Annotated in this window: 15 protein-coding genes, 1 tRNA gene, 1 rRNA gene and 2 pseudogenes; 10 read left to right on the forward strand and 9 right to left on the reverse strand. The window is 71.4% G+C overall.

Going from position 1 to position 24,447, the window contains the following annotated elements; genetic code table 11:
• Positions 1-445 precede the first annotated feature (445 nt).
• From ACFY12_RS27125 to ACFY12_RS27160, 8 genes and pseudogenes are all read left to right on the forward strand, one after another.
• Positions 446-1,792, forward strand: coding sequence for a hypothetical protein (locus ACFY12_RS27125; RefSeq protein WP_390718502.1), 1,347 nt, complete (start codon positions 446-448; stop codon positions 1,790-1,792).
• A gap of 35 nt (positions 1,793-1,827) precedes the next feature.
• Positions 1,828-2,838 (forward strand): glutamate ABC transporter substrate-binding protein, encoded by a 1,011-nt coding sequence (locus ACFY12_RS27130; RefSeq protein ID WP_390718531.1) that lies wholly within the window; start codon positions 1,828-1,830, stop codon positions 2,836-2,838.
• 327 nt (positions 2,839-3,165) lie between these two features.
• On the forward strand, positions 3,166-4,542 hold the full coding sequence (locus tag ACFY12_RS27135; RefSeq protein ID WP_390718503.1) for a hypothetical protein: 1,377 nt from the start codon (positions 3,166-3,168) through the stop codon (positions 4,540-4,542).
• Entirely contained in the window at positions 4,539-7,367 is a 2,829-nt protein-coding gene (locus ACFY12_RS27140) for a tetratricopeptide repeat protein (protein WP_390718504.1), read from the forward strand. The genes ACFY12_RS27135 and ACFY12_RS27140 overlap by 4 nt, the downstream gene beginning before the upstream one ends.
• 1 nt (position 7,368) lies before the next feature.
• The gene (locus tag ACFY12_RS27145; protein WP_390718505.1) at positions 7,369-9,033 is read left to right on the forward strand and encodes a protein phosphatase 2C domain-containing protein; all 1,665 of its coding nucleotides are present in this window, start codon (positions 7,369-7,371) and stop codon (positions 9,031-9,033) included.
• A gap of 38 nt (positions 9,034-9,071) precedes the next feature.
• Positions 9,072-9,254: pseudogene (locus ACFY12_RS27150) on the forward strand (hypothetical protein); the annotation flags it as partial.
• 425 nt (positions 9,255-9,679) lie between these two features.
• Complete coding sequence (locus tag ACFY12_RS27155) at positions 9,680-10,924, forward strand: FHA domain-containing protein (protein ID WP_390718506.1); 1,245 nt, start codon at positions 9,680-9,682, stop codon at positions 10,922-10,924.
• A gap of 164 nt (positions 10,925-11,088) precedes the next feature.
• Positions 11,089-11,493, forward strand: coding sequence for a globin (locus tag ACFY12_RS27160; protein ID WP_390718507.1), 405 nt, complete (start codon positions 11,089-11,091; stop codon positions 11,491-11,493).
• Positions 11,494-11,656: 163 nt separating this feature from the next.
• Here ACFY12_RS27160 and ACFY12_RS27165 read toward each other — a convergent pair whose 3' ends face one another.
• The 7 genes from ACFY12_RS27165 to ACFY12_RS27195 all read right to left on the reverse strand — a co-directional run bounded on the left by ACFY12_RS27165 (position 11,657) and on the right by ACFY12_RS27195 (position 21,645).
• Positions 11,657-12,391, reverse strand: a complete 735-nt coding sequence (locus ACFY12_RS27165) for a hypothetical protein (protein ID WP_390718508.1) — start codon at positions 12,389-12,391, stop codon at positions 11,657-11,659.
• A complete protein-coding gene (locus ACFY12_RS27170; RefSeq protein ID WP_390718509.1) occupies positions 12,388-12,822 on the reverse strand; it encodes an acyl-CoA thioesterase in 435 nt (144 codons plus the stop codon). Before ACFY12_RS27170 ends, ACFY12_RS27165 begins: the two co-directional genes overlap by 4 nt.
• Before the next feature lie 5 nt (positions 12,823-12,827).
• Positions 12,828-14,492 carry an energy-dependent translational throttle protein EttA gene (ettA, locus tag ACFY12_RS27175; protein WP_390718510.1) on the reverse strand — a complete coding sequence of 555 codons (1,665 nt, stop codon included), beginning with the start codon at positions 14,490-14,492 and terminating at the stop codon, positions 12,828-12,830.
• Positions 14,493-14,809: 317 nt separating this feature from the next.
• Positions 14,810-16,207 (reverse strand): Cys-Gln thioester bond-forming surface protein, encoded by a 1,398-nt coding sequence (locus tag ACFY12_RS27180; protein WP_390718511.1) that lies wholly within the window; start codon positions 16,205-16,207, stop codon positions 14,810-14,812.
• A 263-nt stretch (positions 16,208-16,470) separates the two neighbouring features.
• Complete coding sequence (locus ACFY12_RS27185) at positions 16,471-17,253, reverse strand: single-stranded DNA-binding protein (RefSeq protein WP_390718532.1); 783 nt, start codon at positions 17,251-17,253, stop codon at positions 16,471-16,473.
• A 253-nt stretch (positions 17,254-17,506) separates the two neighbouring features.
• On the reverse strand, positions 17,507-19,129 hold the full coding sequence (locus ACFY12_RS27190; protein ID WP_390718512.1) for a GTPase: 1,623 nt from the start codon (positions 19,127-19,129) through the stop codon (positions 17,507-17,509).
• Between the two features lie 578 nt (positions 19,130-19,707).
• Positions 19,708-21,645, reverse strand: a complete 1,938-nt coding sequence (locus ACFY12_RS27195; RefSeq protein WP_390718513.1) for an ATP-binding protein — start codon at positions 21,643-21,645, stop codon at positions 19,708-19,710.
• A gap of 302 nt (positions 21,646-21,947) precedes the next feature.
• Here ACFY12_RS27195 and ACFY12_RS27200 point away from each other — a divergent pair.
• Together ACFY12_RS27200 and ACFY12_RS27205 are read left to right on the forward strand one after the other, a co-directional pair.
• Positions 21,948-22,020 (forward strand) — tRNA-Arg (locus ACFY12_RS27200).
• A gap of 199 nt (positions 22,021-22,219) precedes the next feature.
• A complete protein-coding gene (locus tag ACFY12_RS27205) occupies positions 22,220-24,103 on the forward strand; it encodes a hypothetical protein (RefSeq protein ID WP_390718514.1) in 1,884 nt (627 codons plus the stop codon).
• Positions 24,104-24,142: 39 nt separating this feature from the next.
• Here ACFY12_RS27205 and ACFY12_RS27210 read toward each other — a convergent pair.
• Positions 24,143-24,235 (reverse strand): annotated as a pseudogene (locus tag ACFY12_RS27210) (phosphohydrolase); the annotation flags it as partial.
• A gap of 119 nt (positions 24,236-24,354) precedes the next feature.
• A 5S ribosomal RNA gene (gene rrf / locus ACFY12_RS27215) occupies positions 24,355-24,447 on the reverse strand; the annotation flags it as partial.

The raw sequence follows: 24,447 nt of genomic DNA on the forward strand, positions 1-24,447 counted from the left end.
GCGCATGCCGGTACCTCCGTTTCATGAAGCGTGGTTGGTCCACGCCGTTCGCTGTGATGTCTGTAGCCGTCGAGCTCGACTTTCGTCACTTAGAGTAATGGAGAGAGGGTGCGCTTGGCAGGGCGCACGGGGGTGAAAATGAGGGCGTGTGAGACCACGGCATGCGCCGTTGAGGTGTCGGGCAGGGTGCCGGCGAGCGGGCGGCCCGGGCCCGTCGCGGCTTCGGCGCAGGAGAGTTGGCCCCCCTCACCGACCGTGATCCGTACAAGATCAGGTCAATACCGGTGTGCTTGTCGGTGGCGGCGGACATACTGCTGCCCATGCACCGGTCCCCGCCATGAACGCTCTCGGGCGTCGGGCGCGGAGGCCGGACCGCAGTCAGCGACCAGGGGGAGGTTCCGTGCCGTCCGCGTCATCCGCCTCGACCAGCAGCGTGTCACCGCCCATGCCGGATCGCCGGCCGGCCTGGGCCGAGGGCCTGGACGACCTGCGGGCCGCCGCGACGACCGAGCCGGGCCGGCTGCGGGTGATCGGTGCCGTACTCGCGCTGCTGGTCGTCGTGTTCGGTGCGACCACGGCCTGGCAGGTCACGGAGCGGGCGGCCGCCGCGGACGATGTGGTGGAGCACAGCCAGCCGCTGACGGCGGTCGCGGCCGGCATCTACCGGTCGCTGGCGGACGCGGACACGGCGGCCGCGGTCGGGTTCCTCATGGGCGGGGAAGACAGTGCGGCGATCCGCGAGCGCTATGACCGCGATATCGCGACGGCGGGGGAACTGCTGGTCAAGGCCTCGCGGAACGGGCGGGGCCCGGACGGCGCGGCCGCACAGATCTCCCGCCTCAGCCGGCAACTTCCGCGCTACACGGGACTGGTGGAGACGGCGCGGGCGCACAACCGCCAGGGGCTGCCGCTGGGCGGCGCGTATCTGCGGTATGCGAATGAGCGCATGCGTACGGAACTTCTCCCGGCGGCCCGGGCGTTGTACGACACAGAGACGGATCGGCTCGCCGCGGACTACGCCAGCGCCGAGGCCTGGCCGTGGCTCGCGCTGGCCTCCGGCGTCCTGGCACTCGGTGCGCTGGGGTGGGCGCAGCGGCGGCACTACCGGCACACCAACCGGGTGTTCAACCGGGGCCTGCTGGCCGCGACGGCCGCGTCCGTCGCGATGTTGTTGTGGCTGGTGATGGGGCATGCGGTGGCGCGCGGGGGGCTGACGGAGTCGGATGAGCACGGTGTCCGGTCCTTGCGCGTGCTCCATGAGGCGCGGATCGACGCGCTGCAGGCGCGCGGGGACGAGAATCTGACGCTGGTGGCACGCGGGGCGGTGCTCACGGAAGACCAACAGGACTTCTACGAGGCCGGTTTCCGTAAGGGGATGAAGGATCTGGCGGGGGCGGGCGATCATGGTGCGGCAGCGGCGACGGGCCGGCTGGGGGCGGCGCTGGCGCTGGCCGACGACGAGGCGGGGCGGGGTCCGGTGCGTGAGGCGCTGACATACGTACGGCAGTGGCAGGTACGGCATGCCGAGGCGCGGACGGCGGACGAGAAGGGCGATTACGACCGGGCGCTGGAGCAGGTGACCGGCGCGGACGGCTCCACCGGTGAGTCGTTCGACCGGGTGGTGGCCGGGCTGCGGAAGGCCTTGGAGCACGAGCAGGCGCAGTTCCGGTCGGCGGCGGACGACGGACGGGAGGCGTTCGGCGGACTGCCGGTGGGCGCCGGGGCACTGGCGGCGCTGGCCGCGGTCGGCGCGGTGCTGGGGATCGGCCGCAGGCTGGCGGAGTACCGGTGAGGGGGCCTGGTGAGCGGAGAGAGGGGGACATGAGGATGCGCGCGCGAGGGCTGAGGAATCTGCGTGCCGTCCTGGCACCGGTCGCGGCGGGGATGTGTGTGATGGCGGCGGCCGCGGCCGTTCTGGTGCCGGCGCTGGGCGGGGGCACCGCGGGAGGGGGATCCGGCCGTGCCGGCACGGCGCCACCGGTCACACACCACGCGTACCCGCCGGGAGCCGCGCCGGCCGCGGCGACGTGTACGGAGCGGAACGCGGCGGAGAGCCTGCGGCCGTCGTCGGCCGAGGGTGCGGCGGTGACCCGGATCAAGGAGAAGGGCCAACTGGTCGTCGGCGTCGACCAGAACACCTACCGGTGGGGCTACCGCGACCCGGCCACGGGCAGGCTGGCGGGCTTCGACATCGATCTGGCGCGGGCGATCGCCGAGGACATCCTGGGGCCGGACGCCAAGGTCGTCTTCAAGGCGGTGCCGACCAACCAACGGATACCCGCGCTGCAGAAACGCTCGGTGGACATGGTCGTACGGACCATGACGATCAACTGCGCGCGCAAGCGGAAGGTGGCGTTCTCGACTTCGTACTTCCAGGCCGGGCAACAGGTACTGGCCCTCAAATCGTCGAAGATCACAGCCTTCGACGACTCGCTGCGCGGCAAACGAGTGTGCACGGCGGCGGGTTCGACGGGCGAGTCGGTGCTGACGGCACAGCGGCACGGTGCGATCGTGCTCACGGTGCCCAACCAACTCGACTGTCTGGTACGGCTGCAGCTGGGTGCGGCGGACGCCGTGGTGACGGACAGTGCGCTGGCCGCGGCGCAGGCGGCGCAGGATCCCGCGGTGGAGCTCAAAGGGGAGCCGTTCACGGACGAGTCGTACGGCGTCGCGATGAACCGGGACGACACGGATCTGGTGCGACGGGTCAACAAGGTCCTGGACGACTACCGGGGCGACGGGGGCCCCGACAGCCCCTGGATGCAGGCCTATCGCACCTGGCTACGGGCCGATATGCCGGGAATATCGAGGCCGCCGTCGCCGGAGTACAGCGACTGACCCGCCGATGGGGCCCGTTCCGCCGCGGGACCGCCCCAAGGAGCGGAGTCCGGGACCGATCGCCGCATGGAGCGCCCCGGTGCCGTTCACTGGGGAAGAACGCATAAGGGGGAAGAACGCATAAGGGGGAAGAACGCATAAGGCGGCGAACGGGACAACAGGCGGCCGCGACGAACGGGAGGGCGAACCGGAGGGCAGACGGGACGACGAACGGGAGGACCGGGCGAGGGAACGGGGAAGGGAAAGACCGCAGGAGCCGACGACACCGCGGCAGCCACTCGGTCGCAGCAACCGCCGTGCACCGTACGCGTATTGGAGAGGTGATCGATGGGGGTCCCTGGACCCGCCCCCGGTTCTCCGGGGAGTCCCGATGCCCCGGTGCTGGGCCGGGAGGAGGTGGACCGCGCCCTGGACCGGCTCGGCGCCGAGTACGAGGCGATCGAGACATCGCTGCTGGCGCTGCAGGACCACGCCGGGCGCCGGCTGCTCGAAGGCGCCGATCTGTCGGGCACCACGAAGGAGCGCTGGGCCGCCACGGAGCGGTCCGTCACGGTCCTGTGGTCGCTGTTCGACGCCTATGCGGCGACCCTGGAAGCGGCGCGTGAGCTGCGGTCCCGGCACCGCTGGCCGTCCCCGCAGGAGCTGGTGGAGCTGACGGAGCTGCTGCACGGCGAATCGGTGACGGTACCCGGGCCGACCGCGACGGCCGACACCCCGGGGAGCGGTCCGGGGATCGGACCGGGGAGCAGTCCGGGGAGCAGTCCGGGGAGTGATCCGGCCGGCCCCGGCCAGCGGTACCGCCTCGAGGACGTCGTCGAGCGGATGAACGGGCTGTACGCACGGTCGCTGGATGTGATCGTCGCGGCCGACGCGGTCTGGTCGGCGCTGCCGGCCCGGATAGACCTGCTCTCCGCCGAGCTGCAGCGCACGCGTTCGCTGGCGCATTCGGTGGGTGTGCGCCCCGGTGAACATCCGGCGGGCGACGACCTGGAGCGGATCACGGGCGAGCTGCAACGGCTGCGCGGCCAGGTGATCGCGGATCCGCTGGCGTTCTGGGTGTCGTCGGCGACGGGGAGTTCCGCGCCCGGCGGAGGCCGTCCGGACACCGCCCGCTACGACCGCGCGGCGCGGGCGCTGGAGGACATCCGGCGGGAGGTGGCGGCGGTGCTGGACGTCCGGCAGGACGCGGAGCAGCGGCTGATGCAGCTGCGCGATGTGCTCTCCCGCGCCGACCGCACGCTGACCGAGGCGCGGCAGGCCCGCGGTGAGGTGCTGGCGAAGATCGCCGCATCGGAGGTACCGGCGGTCAGCGGGCCGTCGACGGCGCTGCACGAGCAGCTGGCCACCGCCGCCGAGTACCGCAGGCACGCACTGTGGCACCGCCTCTCGCCGCTGCTCGACAGCCTGGAGGAGCGGGCCGAGGACGAACTCCACCGCGCCCGCGCGTCGTTGACGGCGGTGACCGCACCGCTGGCGGTCCGCGCCGAGCTGCGCGGACGGCTGGACGCATACCGGGCGAAGCTGGCCCGGCAGGGCATGGGGGAGGACCCGCTGCTGGTGGAGCGGTACGACGCGGCCCGCCGGATGCTGTGGAGCGCGCCGTGCGATCTGCGGGCGGCCGAGCACGCGGTGTGGCGCTATCAGCAGGCCGCGGCGGAGGCGATGAGCGCGCCTCCGCCACCGGGTGAGGGGGTTGATTCGTGACCGAGCGGGCCGACGAGCGCTGCCAGCGCCGGGACTGCACGGGCAGGTACGAGGATGCCGGCGGCGGCGAGCTCTACTGCGACCGGTGCGGTCGGCCGCCGGTGGTCTCACCGGCCGGTCTGCTGTCCTCACCGCCCACCGGCCTGACGGGCCGGGCACTCACCGGAGCAGCGGGCCGGGCCGCGGCTGGGGCACTGCTGACGGTCCCCTCCCCCGGCCCCGGTTCAGACGGTTCAGGCGATTCAGGTGGTTCAGGCGGTTCGTCACCGTACGACCGCTTATCGACATCCGCACGGCCCTCGCCGTCCGAACGCCCCTCATCGTCCGAAGGCTCCTCACCGTCCGACCGCTCCTCTCCGTCCGCACGCTCGGTCTCCGGCCGGCTGTCACGGTCGCGTTCCGGCGGCGGGGCGAAGGCGGCGGTACCGGTACGCAGCGCGGGCAGCGGCTCGTCCTCCGGGTCGGCGCGGGGACGGCTGGGGGCGGGCCTGGTGACGGTGCCGCAAGTGCCACGGCCCGATCCGCGGACGGCGGTGCTGGAGCACCCGGAGGTCCCGGAGCGCAAGAGGTTCTGCAGCCGTGCCGACTGCGGTGCGCCGGTGGGCCGTTCGCGGGGTGGGCGGGTGAGCCGGACGGAAGGGTTCTGTACCAAGTGCGGCCATCCGTACAGCTTTGTGCCCAAGCTGTGGCCCGGCGAGATGGTGCACGGCCAGTACGAGGTCGTCGGCTGTCTGGCGCACGGCGGGCTCGGCTGGATCTATCTGGCGATCGACCGCGCGGTCTCCGACCGGTGGGTGGTCCTCAAGGGGCTGCTCGACACCGGGGACGAGGAGGCGCTCTCGGTGGCGATGTCCGAGCGCCGCTTCCTCGCCGAGATCGAGCACGCCAACATCGTGCGGATCTACAACTTCGTGGAGCATCTCGACCGGGCCACGGGCAGCCTCGACGGCTATATCGTCATGGAGTACGTCGGTGGCATGTCGCTCAAGGAGATAGCCAACGGCCGGCGTACGCTCCAGGGGAGGCGCGATCCGCTGCCGGTCGAGCAGGCCTGCGCGTACGGTATCGAGGCCCTGGAGGCACTCGGCCATCTGCACAGCCGGGGCTTCCTGTACTGCGACTTCAAGGTCGACAACGCCATCCAGCAGCACGACCAGCTCAAGCTGATCGACATGGGCGCGGTACGCCGGATGGACGACCACCAGAGCCCGATCTACGGCACCCTCGGCTATCAGGCGCCGGAGATCGCCGAGTTGGGCGCGTCGGTGGCATCCGATCTGTACACGGTCGCGCGCACCCTCGCCGTCCTCACCTTCGACTTCCAGGGCTATACCACCGTCTTCGCGGACTCTCTGCCTGATCCCGACCACATCGGGGTGTTCCGCACCTATGAGTCGTTTCACCGGCTGCTGGTGCGCGCCACGGACCCGGACCGGGAGCGCCGGTTCGGGTCCGCCGAGGAGATGGCCGAGCAGCTGACGGGCGTACTGAGGGAGGTGGTGGCGCTCCAGTCGGGCGAGCCGCGGCCGGCACTGTCCAAGCTGTTCGGGCCGGAGCTGCGCGCCGTGGACACCGAGGTGATGGCCCCGCAGGACGGGGACAGTTCGCTCCTGGGGGCGCGTGGCGCGGTGCCGGTGCGCGCCCCCGGCACGCGGTACGCCGGGCGCGCGGCGTACGCCAAGCGCGCACCGCGCGGCACACAGCGCGCACAGCACGGCGCAGAGTACGCGGAGCGCGCAGAACGCTCCGAGCGAGCAGGGCACTCCGAGCAGGCAGGGCACGGCGGTCCGGTGGTGCGCCCGCTGGATGTCGCGGCTGCCGCCCTCGCGCTTCCTCTGCCGCGGGTGGATCCGGATGATCCGAACGCCGGACTGCTCGCCGGCCTGCTGACCGCCGCCCCGGCCGAACTGCTCGCCGCGCTGCGCTCCGCGCCCACCACGTCCTTGGAGGTCCGGCTGCGGGAGCTGCGCGCCCACCTGGAGACGGGCGACGGCACGGCGGCCCGGGCGGTGCTGGAGGCGATCGCGGCGGAGCCCGCCGAGCCGTGGACGACCGCGGCGCGGAACGGCGCCGGGAAGTGGGACACCGACTGGCGGGTGGTGTGGCACCGCGGCCTGGTGACGCTCGCCACCGGGGACGTCGAGGACGCCGCACCGGCCTTCGACGCGGTCTACGACGCCTTCCCCGGCGAGCCGGCGCCCAAGCTGGCCCTGGGCATCTGCGCCGAGCTGCTGGGCCAGTTGGACAACGCGGCGGCCTACTACCGCCTGGTGTGGACGGCCGACCGCGGCTATGTCAGCGCCGCGTTCGGGCTGGCCCGGGTGCGGCTGGCGGCGGGCGACCGTACGGGCGCGGTCGAGGCGCTGGAGTCCGTACCGGAGGCATCGATCCACTACACCCCGGCGCGGATCGCAGCGGTGCGCGCCCGGCTGCGGCAGCGCGCGCCGGGCGACGCGCTGCTGCCCGACCTGAGGGCCGCCGCCGAACAGGTCGAGGCCCTCGCCGGCTTCGGCCTGGATGCCGAGCGCCGGGAACAACTCGCCACCGAAGTACTGGGCGCCGCCCTGGACTGGGTACTCTCCGGGAGCCACGGCGCCGCCCCGGAGGCCGAAGGAGCATTCGAAGGAGCCACCGAAATCGAAGGGGCCACCGTAGGAGCCACGGGCGAGCGGCCGGAGCTGCTCGGCTGCCCACTGGACGAACGCGGCCTGCGGTTCGGCCTGGAGCGGTCGTACCGACTGCTGGCGCGGCTGGCGCAGCGTGGCGAGAGAAGGATCGAGCTGGTGGAACGGGCCAACCGCTTCCGCCCCAGGACGTGGGTGTGACATGGGTGTGACGGGGCCGGTCCGGTGTGCCGGGTGCGGTGAACCGCTCGACGCGGGGGACAAGTTCTGCGGCCGGTGCGGCACCGCGCTGCGCATGCCGGCCACACCGCCGGCGTACGGTCGTCCTGCCGCACCACCGCCGCCATACGGTGCGCCGTACGGTCCTGCCATGCCGCCGCAGTACGGTTCTGCCGCGCCACCGCCGTACGGTTCCGCGGCATCACCGGCGTACGGGGTGCCTGCCGTCCCGCCGGTACCGTCGCTGCCACCGGGTCCACCAGGTCCACCGGTGCCACCAGGTCCACCAGTGCCGCCGGGTCCACCGGTGTCGCCGGCGTCTCCGATGGCCTCCTCCGTACCGGACACCGCCGCCCGGTCGGCTGACGCGGCCGGCGCGTCCGGCCCCGTGGGGCCGCCGCCTCCGGATCCGCAGACCCGCCTCCCGTACGGGGACGCCCCCGCGCCGTCGGCACCGGGCCGTGCCCCGGCACCGTCCGGCCCCGCGGCACCGGAATGGTCGGCGCCGCCACCCATCGACCCCCGTGTCCCCAGGTACGCAGTCGACCCCCGGGTAGCCGGGTACGAACGGGTCGCCGACGCCGCAACCGGGGCAGCTGCCCGCGCCACGCCGGAGGCCGAGGATCCGGTCGCGGCCCCCGAGGTGTCCGGCACCCCCGTCCAGGACACCCCGGCCCACCGCGCTCCCGCCCGGAGCGCCCTCAGCCGGCTCGCCCAGGCCTCCGCGGTCTGCGCCGCCTGCCGCGCCGGTACCGTGGATCCCGACGGCTACTGCGACCGGTGCGGCCACGACCGGCCCCGCGAACGCGACCACCTGGAGAGCGAGTTGGCGGGGATCGCGGCGGTCAGCGACCGAGGCCACCGCCACCATCGCAACGAGGACTTCTTCGCGCTCCGGGCCACCGCGCTGCCCGACGGTTCGCCCGCCGTGGCCGCGGTGGTCTGTGACGGGGTCTCGTCGGCGACCCGTCCGGACGAGGCGTCCCTGGCGGCGTCGGAGGCCGCCGGCGAAGCGCTGCTCGCCTCGCTGCCGCGCGGCATCCACCCCCAGCAGGCCATGCACGAGGCCGCCCTGATGGCCTCCGCCGCCGTCGACGCGCTGGCTGCCGACCCCTCCCTGGCACATCACGAGCACCATCAGCAGAACGCCCCGGCCTGCACGTTCATCGGTGTGGTGGTCGGCGGCGGGCTGCTCACGGTCGGCTGGGTCGGCGACAGCCGCGCCTACTGGATCCCCAACGACCGTACGGCGCCGCCCGTCCGGCTCACCGAGGACGACTCCTGGGCCGCCCAGATGGTCGCCAACAACCTGATGTCCGAGGCGGAGGCGAACGCCGATCAGCGGGCGCACGCCATCACCGCCTGGCTCGGCGCCGACGCGTACGAGGTAGAGCCGCACACCGCGACATTCAAACCGGACGGTCCCGGTGTCGTGGTGGTGTGTACGGACGGGCTGTGGAACTACGCCGAAACCGCCCAGCGGATGGCCGCGGCGCTGCCCTACGACGCTCCCGTCAGGCCGCTGGACGCCGCCCGGGCGCTGGTCGGCCATGCGCTCGACGGCGGCGGGCACGACAACGTGACGGTGGCGGTGGTGCCGTTCCCCGCGCCGTCGGTGGGGGCAGGATCGGCCCCACGCGCATCCTGACCGCCGGAAGTCGGGAGGTATCAGGCTGTTTGGTGAGGAAACCGGGCCGAGTCGTGCAGCTCGTCGGCACCTCGGGGAACACGGGGACGGCGAAACTCCTTGCGAAGGTGGTGGGCGTCGCCGATGCGGCGACCGGTACTGTGCGACTGACGGCGAAGGGCACCGAGGCCGACGAGACAGCTCTCGGGACGCCCTCGACGCACACCATTCGCGTAAAACGCGTAAAGCAACAGCCACAACAAACCACAATCAGTACCGACACCATCAGTACCGAGCAACACCGAAACCAAGCAGTGTGCCTGAGAGAGAACGGCACGGAGGGGGAAGATCCGACATGCCGACCTGCCCGAACGGCCATCAGTCGGTGGCCGAAGACTGGTGCGAGGTGTGCGGCCAGCGAATGGCGGGTGCTGTCCCCCCGCCGCCCTCCCTGCCTGCCGGCTTCCTGAACACACCGCCGACCGGTCAGCCCGGCCCGCCCCCGGGACAAGCCGGGCCGCCGCCCGGTGGACCCGTCGGTGGGCCCGTGCCCGGTACGCACGACACTCAGGGCGGCCCGGGCGGCCCAGGCGGCCAGGGCGGCTATGGATTTCCGCCGCCCGCACCGGGCCCCGGCCAACCCCCTGCCCCCACTCCGCCCCAAGGCATGCCCGGCCCCGACACCCAGAGCAGCCAGGGCGGTTACGGCTTCCCGCCCCCCGCACCCGGCCCAGGCGCTCCCGGCCCCGGCCCGCAGTACGGCGCCCCTCCCGGCATGCCCGGCCCTGGCATGCCCGGCCCCGGTGGCCCGGCCGCGCAGGGCGGCCAGGGTACGCACGGCGGCCAGGGCGGCTACGGATTCCCGCCGCCCGCACCGGGCCCCGGCCAACCCCCTGCCCCCACCCCGCCCCAAGGCATGCCCGGCCCCGACACCCAGGGCAACCAGGGCGGTTACGGCTTCCCACCCCCCGCACCCGGCCCAGGCGCTCCCGGCCCCGGCCCCGGCCAGCCCTCGACTCCACCCCCGCACCAGGGCATGCCCGGCCCCGGCCAGGTCGGCCCCGGTCAACCCGGTCCCGGTGGTTTCCCTGGCCAGCCGCCCGGCCCGCCCAGCCCGCCGCCCGGCATGCCCGGCCCCGGCCCGGCCGGTCAGCCCGGGCCGCCGCCGCAGCAGCAGAGCGTCGACGACTGGCCACAGCAGCAGAGCGCCGACGACTGGCCGCTGACCCCGCCGGCCGCCCAGCCCGGCCCCCCGCCGGTCGGCCATATGCCTCCCGGCAACGCCCAGGCCGGACCCGCTCCGATGGCACCGCCGCAGCCGGGCCCCGGCCCGCAGGCCCCGTTCGAGCAGCAGCCGCCCGCGCCGTTCTCGCAGCCGCCGCAGGCTCCGTTCGAACAGCAGATGCCGCCGCAGCAGGCGCCCGGACCGGACCAGCAGTGGAACGGCGGACCCGGCCAGGGCCCCGGCCCCGTGGCGCCGCCGCAGGGTCCGGCGCCGGTCGTCGGTGATGGCTGGGTGGTGGCGATCGCGCCGGACCGTGAGTACTTCATGGCGATGATGGGCCGCAGCGGCCCGGAGGCGGCGGGCCTCAACCTGCCCTCCTACTCCCCCGAGCAGGTGCTCCCGCTCGCCAACGGCCAGCTCTCGATCGGCCGCCGCCGCAACAGCACCGGCGAATCCCCGGACATCGACCTGGGCAGCACACCGGAGGACCCGGGCGTCTCGCATCAGCACGCGCTGCTGGTGCAGCAGCAGGACGGCAGCTGGGCGGTAGTGGACCAGAACTCCACCAACGGCACGACGATCAACCTCGCCGAGGAGCCGATCCAGCCGTACGTACCGGTGCCGCTCCACGAGGGCGACCGGGTGCACGTCGGCGCCTGGACGACGCTGACCGTCCGCCGCGGCTGACCCGGCGGACGAAAACAGGACGGAAACAGACGAACAACGGGCGAACGGGGCGTGATCAGCTGATCGCGCCCCGTTCGTACGCCCCCGCCCGCCTCTTCCACCACCCCCCACAGGCCCGCCCTACGACCGAAGTCCTACCCCGGGGCGTCTGCCACCATGGACGGGTGAACAAGATTCCGCGCGGCACACTTCAGGAGCAGACCTTCTACGAGCAGGTCGGCGGCGAGGAGACCTTCCGGCGCCTGGTGCACCGCTTCTACCAGGGAGTCGCCGAGGACCCGCTGCTGCGGCCGATGTACCCCGAGGAGGATCTGGGGCCGGCCGAGGAACGGCTCGTCCTCTTCCTCATGCAGTACTGGGGCGGCCCCCGTACGTACAGCGAAGGCCGCGGACACCCCCGGCTGCGGATGCGGCACGCCCCGTTCACCGTCAACCGGGCCGCGCACGACGCCTGGCTGCGCCATATGCGGGACGCGGTGGACTCCCTCGGCCTGTCCCAGGATCACGAGACGCAGCTGTGGAACTACCTCACCTACGCCGCCGCCTCAATGATCAACACCGCGGACTGAATCAGCGAATCGGCCGGACGGAATCAGGGAACCACTGAGAAACGCGTCACACCGTACGGGCGCCACGGCCGTCGTCCCGAACTCGGGAGCCCCAGCCCCGCGCCCCGTCCCCCCCGTACCCCCGTCACCGCCCCGTCACCACCGCCCGCGCCTCAGACGCGCCTCAGACCGGCGTGACCGTGAGCCCCGACAGCCCCGTGAGCCCGGCCGGGCCCCCGATCCGCACGGCGATCGATCCGTACGGGGTGCTCAGCCGCAGCCACCCGGCCGCGGACAGCAGACTCAGCTGCTGGGACCGCGTACCCGGGGCCTGAGTGCCGTTCGCGGTACGGCCGTCCCCGGCGAGCGCCCCGGTCCGTGCCGGGCGGAGGAAGCCCAGCGACTGGGCGGCGTGCGCGGCGCGCAGCGGGAGGTGGGTGTCACCGAGGCTGCGCGACCAGATCTCCCGGCCGATACGGTCGCGTTCGGCGCGAGAGCGGTGCTGGGGCGGCAACGCCTCGGCCCGGGCGCGGAATTCGGCGACCGCGGCGGCCACCGCGCGTACCAGTGCCTCGGGCGCCGGCAGCCCCGGCACCCGCTGCCAGCCGCCACGCGGCGGCAGCACACCGGTCCACGGCGGCCCCGTGACGCCGGCGGGCACGGTCAGCGTCTCCACCGACTCGTCGATGCCGTCGAGGAGTTCACCGGCCGAGACGGTGGTGTCGAGGGTGTGGTCCTCGGCGAGCCGGACCGTGCGGATGGCCAGCACCTCGAAGGACGGCGGGCGGCCGAAGACGGCGAGCACTCCGCCGCCGGCCTGCAGGCGCACGACCGCGGCCCGGTCGTAGTGGATCAGCCGGGCGAGGAAGGCGGCGAGGTCCGCCGCCTCCCCCGCGTCGACCAGGTGCAGCACCGTCATACCGCGACGGTTCCCTCCTCCAGCGACCGACCGTCCAGGTACTCCGTGAGGATCGCCTTCTCCTCCGCGGTGAGGCGGCGCGGACGCTCCTCGGCGAAGTCGAACGGCACGACGACGGTCGAGGCCCTCAGATAGAGCCTGTCCTCGTCCTTCACCTCGTAGGCCACGGTCATCGACGCGGCACTGATCTTGGTCACCCACAGCTCGACGGCCACCGGGGCGTGCCGGTGCACCAACGGGCGCACATAGTCGATCTCGTGCCGGGCGACGACCGAGCCACCCGTGAACGACGGGCTCCCGTCCCCCGGCGCCAGCCGCCGCATGAAGTCGATCCGCGCCTCTTCGAGGTAGCGGACGAACACCGCGTTGTTGACATGGCCGAAGGCGTCCATGTCCGACCAGCGCAGGGGGCAGGAGTAAAGGTGCCGCACGACGGTCAGCCCCGGGTGAGCTTCTTGTACGTGGCGCGGTGCGGACGGGCGGCGTCCGCACCGAGCCGCTCGACCTTGTTCTTCTCGTACGACTCGAAGTTGCCCTCGAACCAGAACCACTTGGACTCGCCCTCGTACGCCAGGATGTGCGTGGCGATGCGGTCGAGGAACCAACGGTCGTGGGAGACGACCACGGCGCAGCCGGGGAACTCCAGCAGCGCGTTCTCCAGCGACGACAGGGTTTCGACGTCGAGGTCGTTGGTCGGCTCGTCGAGGAGGAGCAGGTTGCCGCCCTGCTTCAGGGTGAGCGCGAGGTTCAGCCGGTTGCGCTCACCACCGGACAGGACACCCGCCGGCTTCTGCTGGTCCGGGCCCTTGAAGCCGAACGCGGAGACGTACGCCCGCGAGGGCATCTCGACCTGGCCGACGTTGATGTAGTCCAGCTCGTCGGAGACCACGGCCCACAGGGTCTTCTTGGGGTCGATGTTCTCGCGGCTCTGGTCGACGTAGGAGATCTTGACGGTCTCGCCGACCTTGATCGTGCCGGAGTCCGGGGTCTCCAGGCCCTGGAGCATCTTGAACAGGGTGGTCTTACCGGCGCCGTTGGGGCCGATGACGCCCACGATGCCGTTGCGCGGCAGGGTGAAGCTCAGGTCGTCGATCAGGACCTTCTCGCCGAAGGCCTTGTTGAGGTTGTTCACCTCGACGACGACGTTGCCCAGGCGCGGGCCCGGCGGGATCTGGATCTCCTCGAAGTCCAGCTTCCGGGTCTTCTCGGCCTCGGCGGCCATCTCCTCGTAACGCGCCAGACGGGCCTTGGACTTGGCCTGCCGCCCCTTGGCGTTGGAGCGCACCCACTCCAGCTCTTCCTTCAGACGCTTCGCACGCTTGGCGTCCTTCTGACCCTCGACCTTGAGACGGGTCTGCTTGGTGTCGAGGTAGGTCGAGTAGTTGCCCTCGTAGGGGTGGGCACGGCCGCGGTCCAGCTCGAGGATCCACTCGGCGACGTTGTCGAGGAAGTACCGGTCGTGGGTGACGGCGACGACGGTGCCGGGGTACTTCGCGAGGTGCTGCTCCAGCCACTGCACGGACTCGGCGTCCAGGTGGTTGGTGGGCTCGTCGAGCAGCAGCAGGTCGGGGGCCTCCAGCAGCAGCTTGCACAGCGCGACGCGACGGCGCTCACCACCGGAGAGGTTGGTGACCGGCCAGTCGCCGGGCGGGCAGCCGAGCGCGTCCATGGCCTGCTCCAGCTGGGTGTCCAGGTCCCACGCGTTGGCGTGGTCCAGGTCCTCCTGGAGCTTGCCCATCTCCTCCATCAGCGCGTCGGAGTAGTCGGTCGCCATCAGCTCGGCGACCTCGTTGAAGCGCTTGAGCTTGCCCATGACCTCCTTGGCGCCGTCCTGGACGTTCTCCAGCACCGTCTTGGACTCGTCCAGCGGCGGCTCCTGGAGGAGCATGCCGACGGTGTAGCCGGGGGAGAGGAACGCGTCACCGTTCGACGGCTGCTCGAGACCGGCCATGATCTTCAGCACCGTGGACTTACCGGCGCCGTTGGGACCCACGACACCGATCTTCGCGCCCGGAAGGAAGCTCAGCGTCACGTCATCGAGGATGACCTTGTCGCCGTGCGCCTTGCGCGCCTTGCGCATCGTGTAGATGTACTCAGCCAAGAGAAACCGTCCGGCAGATTGGGATCTATCAGGGTCTGTGTGCGGCACCGCCCCAGGACCGGCGTCGCCGGGGCCATGGGAGGGGGCAGATACACCCCATCTTGCCGTACGTCCATCGCTCGGAGAAAACGACTATCGAGGGGTGGACGCCCGTGGCCCCGGAGCGAATCAACGCTCCGGGGCCACGGGATGTTCCCTCGACGGTCACCCGGTCACCGGCCGGGCGGCCTGGGGTGACCTTCGGCGACGGGACGGTCGCCGAAGGTCACGGGCGGATGAGGTGCCGCCGGACGGTGCCGACTGGCGCCGGCGCCGCCTTACTGAGCCGGGGTGCCCGTCTTCTTCTTACGGAGGAAGAAGACCGCCGCGCCGCCGACCACGACGAGGCCGACCGCGATGCCCGCGATCATCGGGGTGGCGCTGCTGGCACCGGTCTCGGCAAGGTCGGAGCCCTGGCCGCCACCGTTGCTGCCGCCGACCGTGGCCGGGCTGGGCTGGGGGGTGGGCTTGGCACCACTGCTGCCGGCGGTCTTGCAGTCCAGCACGCCGGTGAAGGTCTTCTTGAAGCCGCCCGCACCCTTGATCGTGATCTCGTACGCCTGGTCCTCGGCCACCGGCACGGTCACGGTCTTCGACGCACCCGGCGCGACCTCGTAGTCCTTGCCGGACAGCTGGAAGCGGAACGCCTCATCGCCCTTGTTGCTGGCGGTCACGTCCACGCCGCCCTTGGCGCAGTTCTTGTCGGCGGTGATCGCCGGAATGGCGCCCTGCTTCTTCCAGGAGGCACTGGCGCCCGCGGAGACCGTGGACTCACTGGAGCCGGCCAGGATCTGGGTCTGGCTCTTGGCGTGCCGGCCGATACCGGTGAAGGCACGGCCGACCGGGACCTTGGTGGCGGCCTGCACCGTCAGCGAGGTGCTGCCGTCCCCGGCGCCCTTCGGGACGTCGAAGAACAGCTGGGTGCCGTCGGTCGCGCTGGTGACCGGCTTGCCGTCCTTGCCGACGACCTTGACGCCGGCCGGCGCACCGGCGGCCGGGGAAACCGTCGCGCTGTCGGCGTTGGTGTGCACGGTGACCGGGCCGAGCTTGCTGCCGGACTTGCCGGAGACGGCCGACGGGTCCAGCCTCAGCGAAGCCTTCGGCTCGGCCACGCTCTGGGCGTTCTTCTCGAGGTAGTCCGCGAGCTTCTCGGCCGCCGGGTCGAGCGCGTCGACCTTGACGTGGTCGGAGAAGCGCCAGATCGCGACCTGGGTACCAGCCGCGGCGGTCTTCTCGGTGAGGTTGCCCGCACCGGCCTTGGAGGCCAGCGCGGCGAGGTCGTTCACCTGGGGGTAGGAGTTCTGCAGGATCCAGCGGATCTTGCCGGCGTCCGTGTTGTTGTGCAGCGACGAGGCGCTCCACGGCACTTCCTGGTACCGCGCCTGCTGCTGCGTCGGGTTGTGGATGTCGATGCAGTACGTCTGGAGCGTGCCGCCGTTGTCCACCGACATCTCGAAGAGCCCGGCGCCGATGCGCTGCTCTCCACCCTCACCGTGCACGACCGCCTGGTCGAAGGTCTTCAGCCCACCGAGTGTGGCAGTGGCACCCCCTTGTGCCGGGGTGTTCTCGTCCGCCACCGCGGTGCCCGCGGTGGCTATCGCGCCGGCCGCGATGAGGCCCGAGGCCACCATCGCGGCGGCAAGGCGGGCTGCGCCCCGCCCCTTCATCGAAAGCATGAATTTCCCCTCTGGGCGAGGCGGTCGAGTGGGGACGGTGCCTCGCCGAAAGATCCCAAAGAACTCAACAGCTGGACGTTGTTGTTTTTCGGCTCTCATGAGCCAACGTCAACCCCCGTGAGCCCCCGTGAGTGCTGCTCGGATCTTATGAAGCAGGCGCCTCAGGGTCCCCACCAATGTCCTCCCATAAGCGATCCGAATCGCAATCGTTACCGAACTCGGGCACTTTGACCTGGCCTTATCGACAAATCTCCAGGGACTTTTCAGGACACTGCGACCTTCTGGGGTGAATCACTCCGGACCGCCTGCACGCACTCCGTCTGTACGCGCTCCACCCCCTCATCCCTGACCGTGTGTCTCGCCTCGCCCCGCGCCTCCCCCTTCGCCTCGCCACGCGCCGGTTTGAGCACCTCGTCCCGAGCCCGTCCAAGCGTCAACGGGGCGGACTGCGGTGGCGATTCTGACGCTTCTGACAGTTCTGCTGCTTCTGAGAGTTCTGCCCCCGAATGCCACGGATCGGGCGGCGACGGCGGGTTCGGGCCCGGGCCCGGGTCCGGGTCCGGGTCCCGGACCGGATCCGGGGTCGAAGCCGGGGCCGGGGTCAGGGCCGCCTGAGAATCCGACTGTGAGTGGGGGTGGGTGTGGGGGCGCGGCTCCAGGCCAAGCTCCGCTCCCGTACGAGCCGTCCGCGTCACTCTGCGGAACGCGGCGGTGCCGCGCGAGAGATCGTGGCCGATCGCGACGGCGTCAACCTCGGCCGAGAACCAGCGCCGACCACCCCGTTCGGGAGACTGCTCCCCCTCCCTCACCCGCAACCGCCCCTGCACCACAAGCGGTTCCCCCACCGCCACCGAGGCGGCCACGTTGTCCGCGAGCCCACGCCACGACCGGACCGTGTAGAAACTCGTCTCCCCGTCGGTCCAGCGCTCCTGGGCCTTGTCCCATCGTCGGGACGTCGCCGCGAGCCGGAACCTGGCCACCGTCACGCCCGCCGCCGTCAGCCGGTGTTCCACCGCCGTTGCGGCATTCCCCACCAGCGTCACCATCGTGTCGTTCACCGCACACGCCTCCCCCGTGTTCCGCGCGCCGGTTCTTACCGCTCGCGCTGCGTTGACCTCATGTTCCTCGCATCCGGCCACCGCCGCGAAGGCCTGTGGACGAGCGGCCGACTGTGGATAACCCGGCCACCCGACAGGGGGACTTCGCGGCGGCCTCGCAGCACAACATCACAGGAATTTCCGGGAACTCCTGGGAACTTCCGGGAACTTCTAAGAACTTCTAGGAATTCCCGTGAAACAGTCACGCGCCCGACGCCACCGCGTACTGCTCCCGCACCTCCCGATAGCGCAACAGCTCGGCGGCGACCGGGTCCAGCACATGTGCCCGCCCGCGCCCCGCCACCGCGCTCCGCAACCGCCGCTCGGCGTCCTGCCCGTAACGCCTGGCGGGACCGCGTGCCACCACCCGGCACAGCCATGCCAGCACCGGCCCGCCCACCGAGCCGACGATCGCGGACAGCAGCCCGGAGACCCAGGCCACCGCACCCCCCACCCCCATGACCGCACCCAACAGCCACAGCACACCGAAGACTTGAAGCACGGACATCAGCACCTGCAAAGTGGCGGCCACCGTCCACCACCGTGGCTTCACCAGCGGCCCGCCCCGCAGCGACTCCTCGGCCTCGGCCGCCGCCCCGTCCAGCGCTTCGGGCAGCCCCCGCGCGCCCCGTTCCGCCGCCTCGCGCACGGCCAGCGCCCAGGGAGCCGGCAGTCCACGCGCCGCCTCACCCGCCACGGACCGTACGGCCTGCTCCACCACCGGACGCGCCGCCACCCGCCCGTCGGCGGCGGATTCCCCCGGCCCCGTACGAGCTCCCTCCGCACCGCCCCGCCCCGCGCCGGCCCCCTCCACACCATCCGTACTCCCCCGCCGCTCCCGCCGCCCCCGCAGCCGCAGCCACGGCGACCCGCACGCCCGTTCCGCGTGCCGCAGCCAGTCCCGCTCCGCCGCGCGCCCGGTGGCCGCCGCCCCCACCGCCTCGGCCAACTGGCCGTCGAACTCCTCCCGGGCCCGTTCCGTCAGCCCCACCCCGCTCCGCGCCACGTACACGGAACGCAGCCGTTCGGCCGCCGCATCCACATCCGCCGCCAGCCGCCGGTCCGCGGCGCCCCGTTCCGCGACGAACTGGCCGAGCGCCTCCCGCAGTTCCGCAACGCCCCTGCCGGTCGCCGCGGACAGCGCGAACACCGCGGCCCCCGGCTCCCCGTGCTCGCCGAGCGCCAGCCCGTCCTCGTCCAGCAGCCGTCGCAGATCGTCCACCACCTGGTCAGCGGCGTCGCCGGGCAGCCGGTCCACCTGGTTGAGGACGACGAACATCACCTCGGCATAGCCCGCCATCGGCCGCAGATACCGCTCGTGCAGCACCGCGTCCGCGTACTTCTCCGGGTCCACCACCCAGATCACCGCGTCCACCAGCTCCAGCATCCGGTCCACCTGCGCACGGTGCTCGGTGGCCGAGGAGTCGTGGTCGGGCAGGTCGATCAGGATGAGGCCGCGCAGCTCGGAGCCGTCGTCCGCCGGGATGTGCCGGCGGTGCACGGGCACGCCGAGCCGCCGCAGCAGCCCCTCCGCGCCCGGTCTGCCGCCCGGCCACACACAGGCCACCGGCTCAGCGGTCGTCGGCCGCCGCGGCCCCACCTGGGAACGGTTCGCCCCGGCCAGCGCGTTGAACAACGACGACTTACCGCTGCCGGTGGCCCCCGCGAGGGCGACGACGGTGTACTCACCGGAGAGCCGGTACCGCTCGTCGGCCACTTCCAGCACCCGCCCCGCCGCCTCCAGCTTCCGCCCGTCCAGCCGGCTCCGGGACAGCGCGATCAGCTCCCGCAATGCCTCCAGCCGCTCCCGCAGCCGCCCACCCACGGCCGGCCGCCCCCCGTCCGCGACCCACCGATACCCAGCCGCGCCCCCACCCACACCGCCGCCCGACGCACCCCGCACATCTCCCCTGCCCCCCAGGCCCACCCCGTCCTCCAGCCCCGCCCCGCCTTCCACACCCCTCAGACCCTCCAGCCCTGCCCCACCCGCCGGCGCCCGCGGCGGAATCACCGCCTCAGCCTCGGCGTACGCCCTGTCGCACGACGCGCTACGTGATCCGGCAGGCGAACCGGCGCTGACGGCGACACGTGCGGCGACGGCTGCCCCGCCCCCCGATCCGGTACGGGAATCGACGCATGACCGCTCCCGCGGCTCGATCCACGACTCGGCGCATGACGCGACCCATGACTCACCACCTGCCTCACCACCCGCCCCCTCGGCCCCCGGCACGCTCTCCGCCACAACCCCGCCCCTCACGCCACCCGTGGACGCACCTCCCGCACGAGCCCTGCGCGCGATCAACCCGTCATCCCACACGCCGCCCGCCGCCTCCCGTGCCCCTTGTTGCCCGCCTCCGCCCTCACGCTCTTCTCCGGAGGCGTCCACCGGCCCACTGATCCCACTCACCGCGACACCTCCTCCTTGACCTCCTCCTTGGGCAACTCCCACCCCGTACCCCATCCGGACCCGCCACCCGCCCCCCGTTCGCCCGCCCACTCCCACTCCCGTTCTCGCTCCTCCGCCCGCTGCCGCGCCCTCTCCTTCTCCCACTCCCGCTCCTTCTCCCTCTCCTTCTCCCGCTCCTTCTCCCGCTCCTCTCCCTTCTTCTCCCGCTGCATCACGGAAAGCGCGGCGATCAGCCCGGCCTGCTGACGCGGCGGCACGGTCAGCTGGTCCAGCGGTGCCAGCCGCCGCTCGCGCTCGCCGTCCACGGCCCGTTCCAGGTACGTGGTCAGCAACCGGCGGCCCCGCTCGCACAGCCGCAGCGCGGTCTGCGCCCCCACGAGGTCGGCGAGGTTCTCGCCCGCCGTACGAGCGCGCCGGCCGCCGAGCAATGCGGTGGCAAGCAGTGCCGCCGGCAGCTCCGGCTCCACGGTGCCGCCGTGCTCACCGGCCCGCCCGGTCCGCGCGGCCCGGGTCTCCTCCTCGACGAGTTCCTCCAGGCAGCGCCGCCAGCGCCGGACGATGACCCCCAGACGTCCGCCCGCGCCCACGGCATCCGCGGCGGCCATCACCACGATCTCCGCCGCCGCGGGGTCTCGCCGCCAGGCATCCGCGGCCCGCTCGTCGGCCTCCTCGACCGCGCACGTCAGCAGCGCTGCCAGGCCGTGGGTCAGCGCGTCGAGCAGCTCGTCCGCCCGCCCGCCGAGCTCGTGATCACGCCAGTGGGCTCGCGCGTCCCCCGCGAGCACCTCGCCGTCGGCCACCTCCCGCCGTACTCGCTCCGCGGCCCGCTCGTACGCGTCCTCGACCCGTCCGGCCAGCCGTAGCGCGGCGGCGTGCTGGGCGGCGGCGGCCCCGGCCAGCGCGGGCAGGCGGCTGCGCAGGGCGGCGATCGCGCCCGCCGCGGTACGTTCCGCGGCCGCGGTACGGGCCGCCGAGTCCTCCGCGTGCCGCTCCAGCCACTCCCGCAACGCCGCGACAGCCGTCGCCGGCAGCAGCCCGCGCCCCCCGCCCGCCGACTCGGGCAGCTCCGGAATCGTGAACCGCGGGACGTGGCCGAGTCCGGCGCGCTGCAGAAGGTCCGCGTACCGCCCGGAGATTTCGGTGGCGATCTGGTGCGGCACCCGGTCCAGCACGGTCACCAGCGTGACGTCGTACTCCTTGGCCGTACGCAGCAGATGCCAGGGCACCGCGTCCGCGTACCGGGCGGCGGTGGTGACCAACACCCACACATCCGCCGCGCAGATCAGCTCGGCCGCCAGCTCCCGATTGCGCGCGACCAGCGAATCGATATCCGGCGCGTCCAACAGCGCCAGCCCACTGGGCAGCGCCACATCGGTCTCGATCCGCACCGTGCCCACCCCGACCTCGGCCGCCCCACGATCACCCCCCACTCCAAACCCGCCCCCCAAACCCCCACACCCCTCCCCCTCGCCCCCTCCTCCCCTTCTTCTCCCCTCTCCTCCCCTTCCTTCTCCTTCCCCTACACCCCCACGGGTCTCCCCCCTGTCATCCTGTTCGGGGACCCACACCCGGGTGAGCTGCGGCAGCACCCGCGGCCCGGCGAACCAGGGGGCGTCATCGGGATGGCAGACCAGCACCGGTGTACGCGTCGTCGGACGCAGCACCCCGGCTTCCGAGATCCGCCGCCCCACCAGCGAATTCACCAGGGTGGACTTACCCGCCCCGGTGGACCCGCCGATCACTGCCAGCAGCGGTGCCTGAGGCGACCGAAGCCGGGGAATCACATAGTCATCAAGCTGGGCGAGCAGCTCGTCCCGGTTGCGCCGGGCGCGGGCGGCCCCCCGAAGTGGCAGCGGAAAGCGTGCGGCATCGACGCGGTCACGCAGTACGGACAGTGCGTCGATCAGCCGGGGTCGTACGTCCAAGGTCACCACATGTGCAGAATGCCCAATTTCGTTAGCTTTTTGAAGCGTATGACCCTTTGTGCGCGCCGCGGGAACCCGCGCAGAACAGGACGAGTGACACATGGGACAGTCGCGACACGTGGGACGCAGGCATAACGAGTGCACAACACCCGACGCGCGAGACGCCAAAAGCAGTGCAGAATTCGCACCTGCCTGCGATTATCGGGACCGCTTCACCGAACCTCCACAACGTGCCACGGAGGTGAAGCAACCGGGACGAGGCACCCGGACCTCTATTCTTGACCGCGGTCCGTGATCCACGTCCACACCCGGCCCCCGTAGCTCAGTGGATAGAGCAGGTGCCTTCTAAGCACTTGGCCGCAGGTTCGAGTCCTGCCGGGGGCGCTCTTGGTCATGCAGTGCTCTGCCCTCCCTTCGGGAGGGTATTTTTGCTGGTCAGGGGCGTATTGGCGAGAGCGGCGCAGCCGTGACACGAGGCCCGGACGCCGGCATCGTCCCCGCCTACACCGTGATCAGCGCCCCCACACAGCCGAAATCCTCATCCACGAGCACCGCCCTGGACGGCAGGGGCACACTGAAGCGCATGCTCTTCGGCGATGTAGTAGTCGACCCGTCGTGGACTTTCGAGCTGGCGGAGGCCCTCCGCGACCGCTGGTACGAGAAGGACCTACAGGATCTGGCCTTCCCGGAAGCACTGGACCAGCTCGCATCATGGCTCGACGATCCGCGCGACTTCGAGAGGCGGCACCGGTTCTCCTGGCAGGCCGCCATGGCCGACTTCGACCTCGGCGTCAATCGTCTGGGGTCCGAATACCGACAAGGGTTGGACGTCCATGTGAACGCCTTCCGTTCGGCAATGGCCGGCCTGCCTGCGGCAGGGGTCCAAGAGCAGGTGGCACAAGCACGGCAGCTCATGCGCACTCTGTCCCAGGAAGCGTATTCGGACAGCCAGTTGGTCCACGCCTGGCAGGACATCGTCTCTGCGGTCAGGGACGGCCAGTGCTACGAGGACATCAGCACACGTACCGTCCTGCTGCGCGCCCTCCTGGAGCGTTCCCGGCGTGGCTCCGCTGAGGTGATGCACTCCCTCGCAGGTGTCTTGCTCGATCGTCTTCTGGATGTACAGATGGCTCGGCTCAAGCTGGGAGACATCGAGGATCTGAACGCACTGTCGCGCCAAGACGTCATGTCGTCAGCCGGACTTTCCGAAGAGACCCGGCTCGGCTTGTGTGCGCGGTTGCTGACAGCTCCTCCGCGTCAGGCCCATCACGTGGTGTGGCACGCCTTCGCGAAGGCGCGGATTGCGGGCACGGTGCAGGCATTCGGCCCCATCACCTTGTACAACCGTGACTGGTTTCACGGAAACGCGGCCGAGCACGGTCCATTCCGAGACCAACTGCCGTACGAGGTGACCGGAGCCGAGTCCTTCTTCCCCACGGACTGGCTTCCTGACGGGCCACACGTCGTCCTCGCCCGGGTGGATCTCGGCGTGGGAGCACAGGCAGACGCTCCGGCCGTCTCGCGCCTGCAGGCACGATCCATGATCTTGGCCGCAACGTTCCCGGAAGACTTCCGTGGCTGGGAGATGTACGAGGGGTACATCCATGCTGTCGACGGCGTCTGCACTTCCAACGAGGTGTTCCGCCTGACCGAGGAGGATTTCGCAACGCCGTATATCCAAATGGACGCCACGGCAGAGCGCTTGAACCGCATGGCCCCTCGCATCGCACCACATCTCCCCGGGGCAAGCTCAAACCTGTCCGAGGTCATCGACGCGGTGGGCTGGTGGAAAGCCTCCAGTGCGCAGCCCTCGCTGCCATCGGTCGTCCTGGATGTGAGGATTCTCGAGCTGCTGGCCAGCAGAGTCTCGGGCCAGGACTGGTACGTGTATGTGGACAGCTTCCACAAAAACGCCTGGATCCAGCATCAGGTCATCCACGCGCTGGTACGAGTGGCCTGGCACGCCCGCGACGATCTGAGGCACTTCACGCCGGACGTCCGTCAAGCCGCCGAGACCCTGCACAGGGAAATGGTGCAGTACGAAGGGATGGGATTCCGCGCAGACGTACGCAAGGTCATCTCCACGCTGCCCGACCTCGTGTCGGTCTATCCCACGCACAGCAAACAGCGCCGACGTGCCGAGAGCATGGCGGGCCGACTAGCGGGGAGTGAGGGCATGCGCGCCTGGTACGAGGAGCTCAATGACCGCTGGTCGCGCGCCCTCAACCGCCTGAGATCCGTGCGCAATTCACTTGCCCATGGCGGTCCCGTCACTCCGGAGGCTGCTACGTCAGTGACGCCACTCGCCCACTTCCTGGCGGGTACCGGTCTGATGGACAGCCTCAGTGCGCTGCTCGAAGGCGAGCCCCAGGCAACAGCGCATGTTAAGAGGCGAGATGGGGCCAATGCCTGGGCCGAGCGGTGGCTCTCCGGCATTCCCGCAAAGGAGACGCTCCAAGCCGAGTGATATACGGCTCGCGGATCAACCAATAGGCCCTCTACCGGCCGGCTGAACGGATCGGGCTCGCTCTGCCATACCGAGGCAGTGGGACCAGCGACGCGGCAGCGGCTCAGACAGCAGCGATTCGGCAAGTACCAAGTACCCCGTCCAAAACGCCCGTAAAGCCGACGCGGCGGCCGGCGCATGAGAGAGGGCGAACGAACCCGGAACGCAGAAAGACCCCGCACCATCACGGTGCGGGGTCTATCCCACAATTTGTTCGGCGGCGTCCTACTCTCCCACAGGGTCCCCCCTGCAGTACCATCGGCGCTGAAAGGCTTAGCTTCCGGGTTCGGAATGTAACCGGGCGT

Origin of the sequence: Streptomyces sp. NPDC001339, from assembly GCF_042895955.1 — a bacterium.
In the GTDB taxonomy this organism is placed as follows: domain Bacteria; phylum Actinomycetota; class Actinomycetes; order Streptomycetales; family Streptomycetaceae; genus Streptomyces.

What these genes read in the sequence shown, in the direction of transcription:
- ACFY12_RS27125 (WP_390718502.1), top strand. Translation starts at nt 446, where the DNA reads ATGCCGGATCGCCGGCCGGCCTGGGCCGAGGGCCTGGACGACCTGCGG.
- ACFY12_RS27130 (WP_390718531.1), top strand. Translation starts at nt 1,828, where the DNA reads ATGCGCGCGCGAGGGCTGAGGAATCTGCGTGCCGTCCTGGCACCGGTC.
- ACFY12_RS27135 (WP_390718503.1), top strand. Translation starts at nt 3,166, where the DNA reads ATGGGGGTCCCTGGACCCGCCCCCGGTTCTCCGGGGAGTCCCGATGCC.
- ACFY12_RS27145 (WP_390718505.1), top strand. Translation starts at nt 7,369, where the DNA reads ATGGGTGTGACGGGGCCGGTCCGGTGTGCCGGGTGCGGTGAACCGCTC.
- ACFY12_RS27155 (WP_390718506.1), top strand. Translation starts at nt 9,680, where the DNA reads ATGCCCGGCCCCGACACCCAGAGCAGCCAGGGCGGTTACGGCTTCCCG.
- ACFY12_RS27165 (WP_390718508.1), bottom strand. Translation starts at nt 12,391, where the DNA reads ATGACGGTGCTGCACCTGGTCGACGCGGGGGAGGCGGCGGACCTCGCC.
- ACFY12_RS27180 (WP_390718511.1), bottom strand. Translation starts at nt 16,207, where the DNA reads ATGCTTTCGATGAAGGGGCGGGGCGCAGCCCGCCTTGCCGCCGCGATG.
- ACFY12_RS27185 (WP_390718532.1), bottom strand. Translation starts at nt 17,253, where the DNA reads ATGGTGACGCTGGTGGGGAATGCCGCAACGGCGGTGGAACACCGGCTG.
- ACFY12_RS27205 (WP_390718514.1), top strand. Translation starts at nt 22,220, where the DNA reads ATGCTCTTCGGCGATGTAGTAGTCGACCCGTCGTGGACTTTCGAGCTG.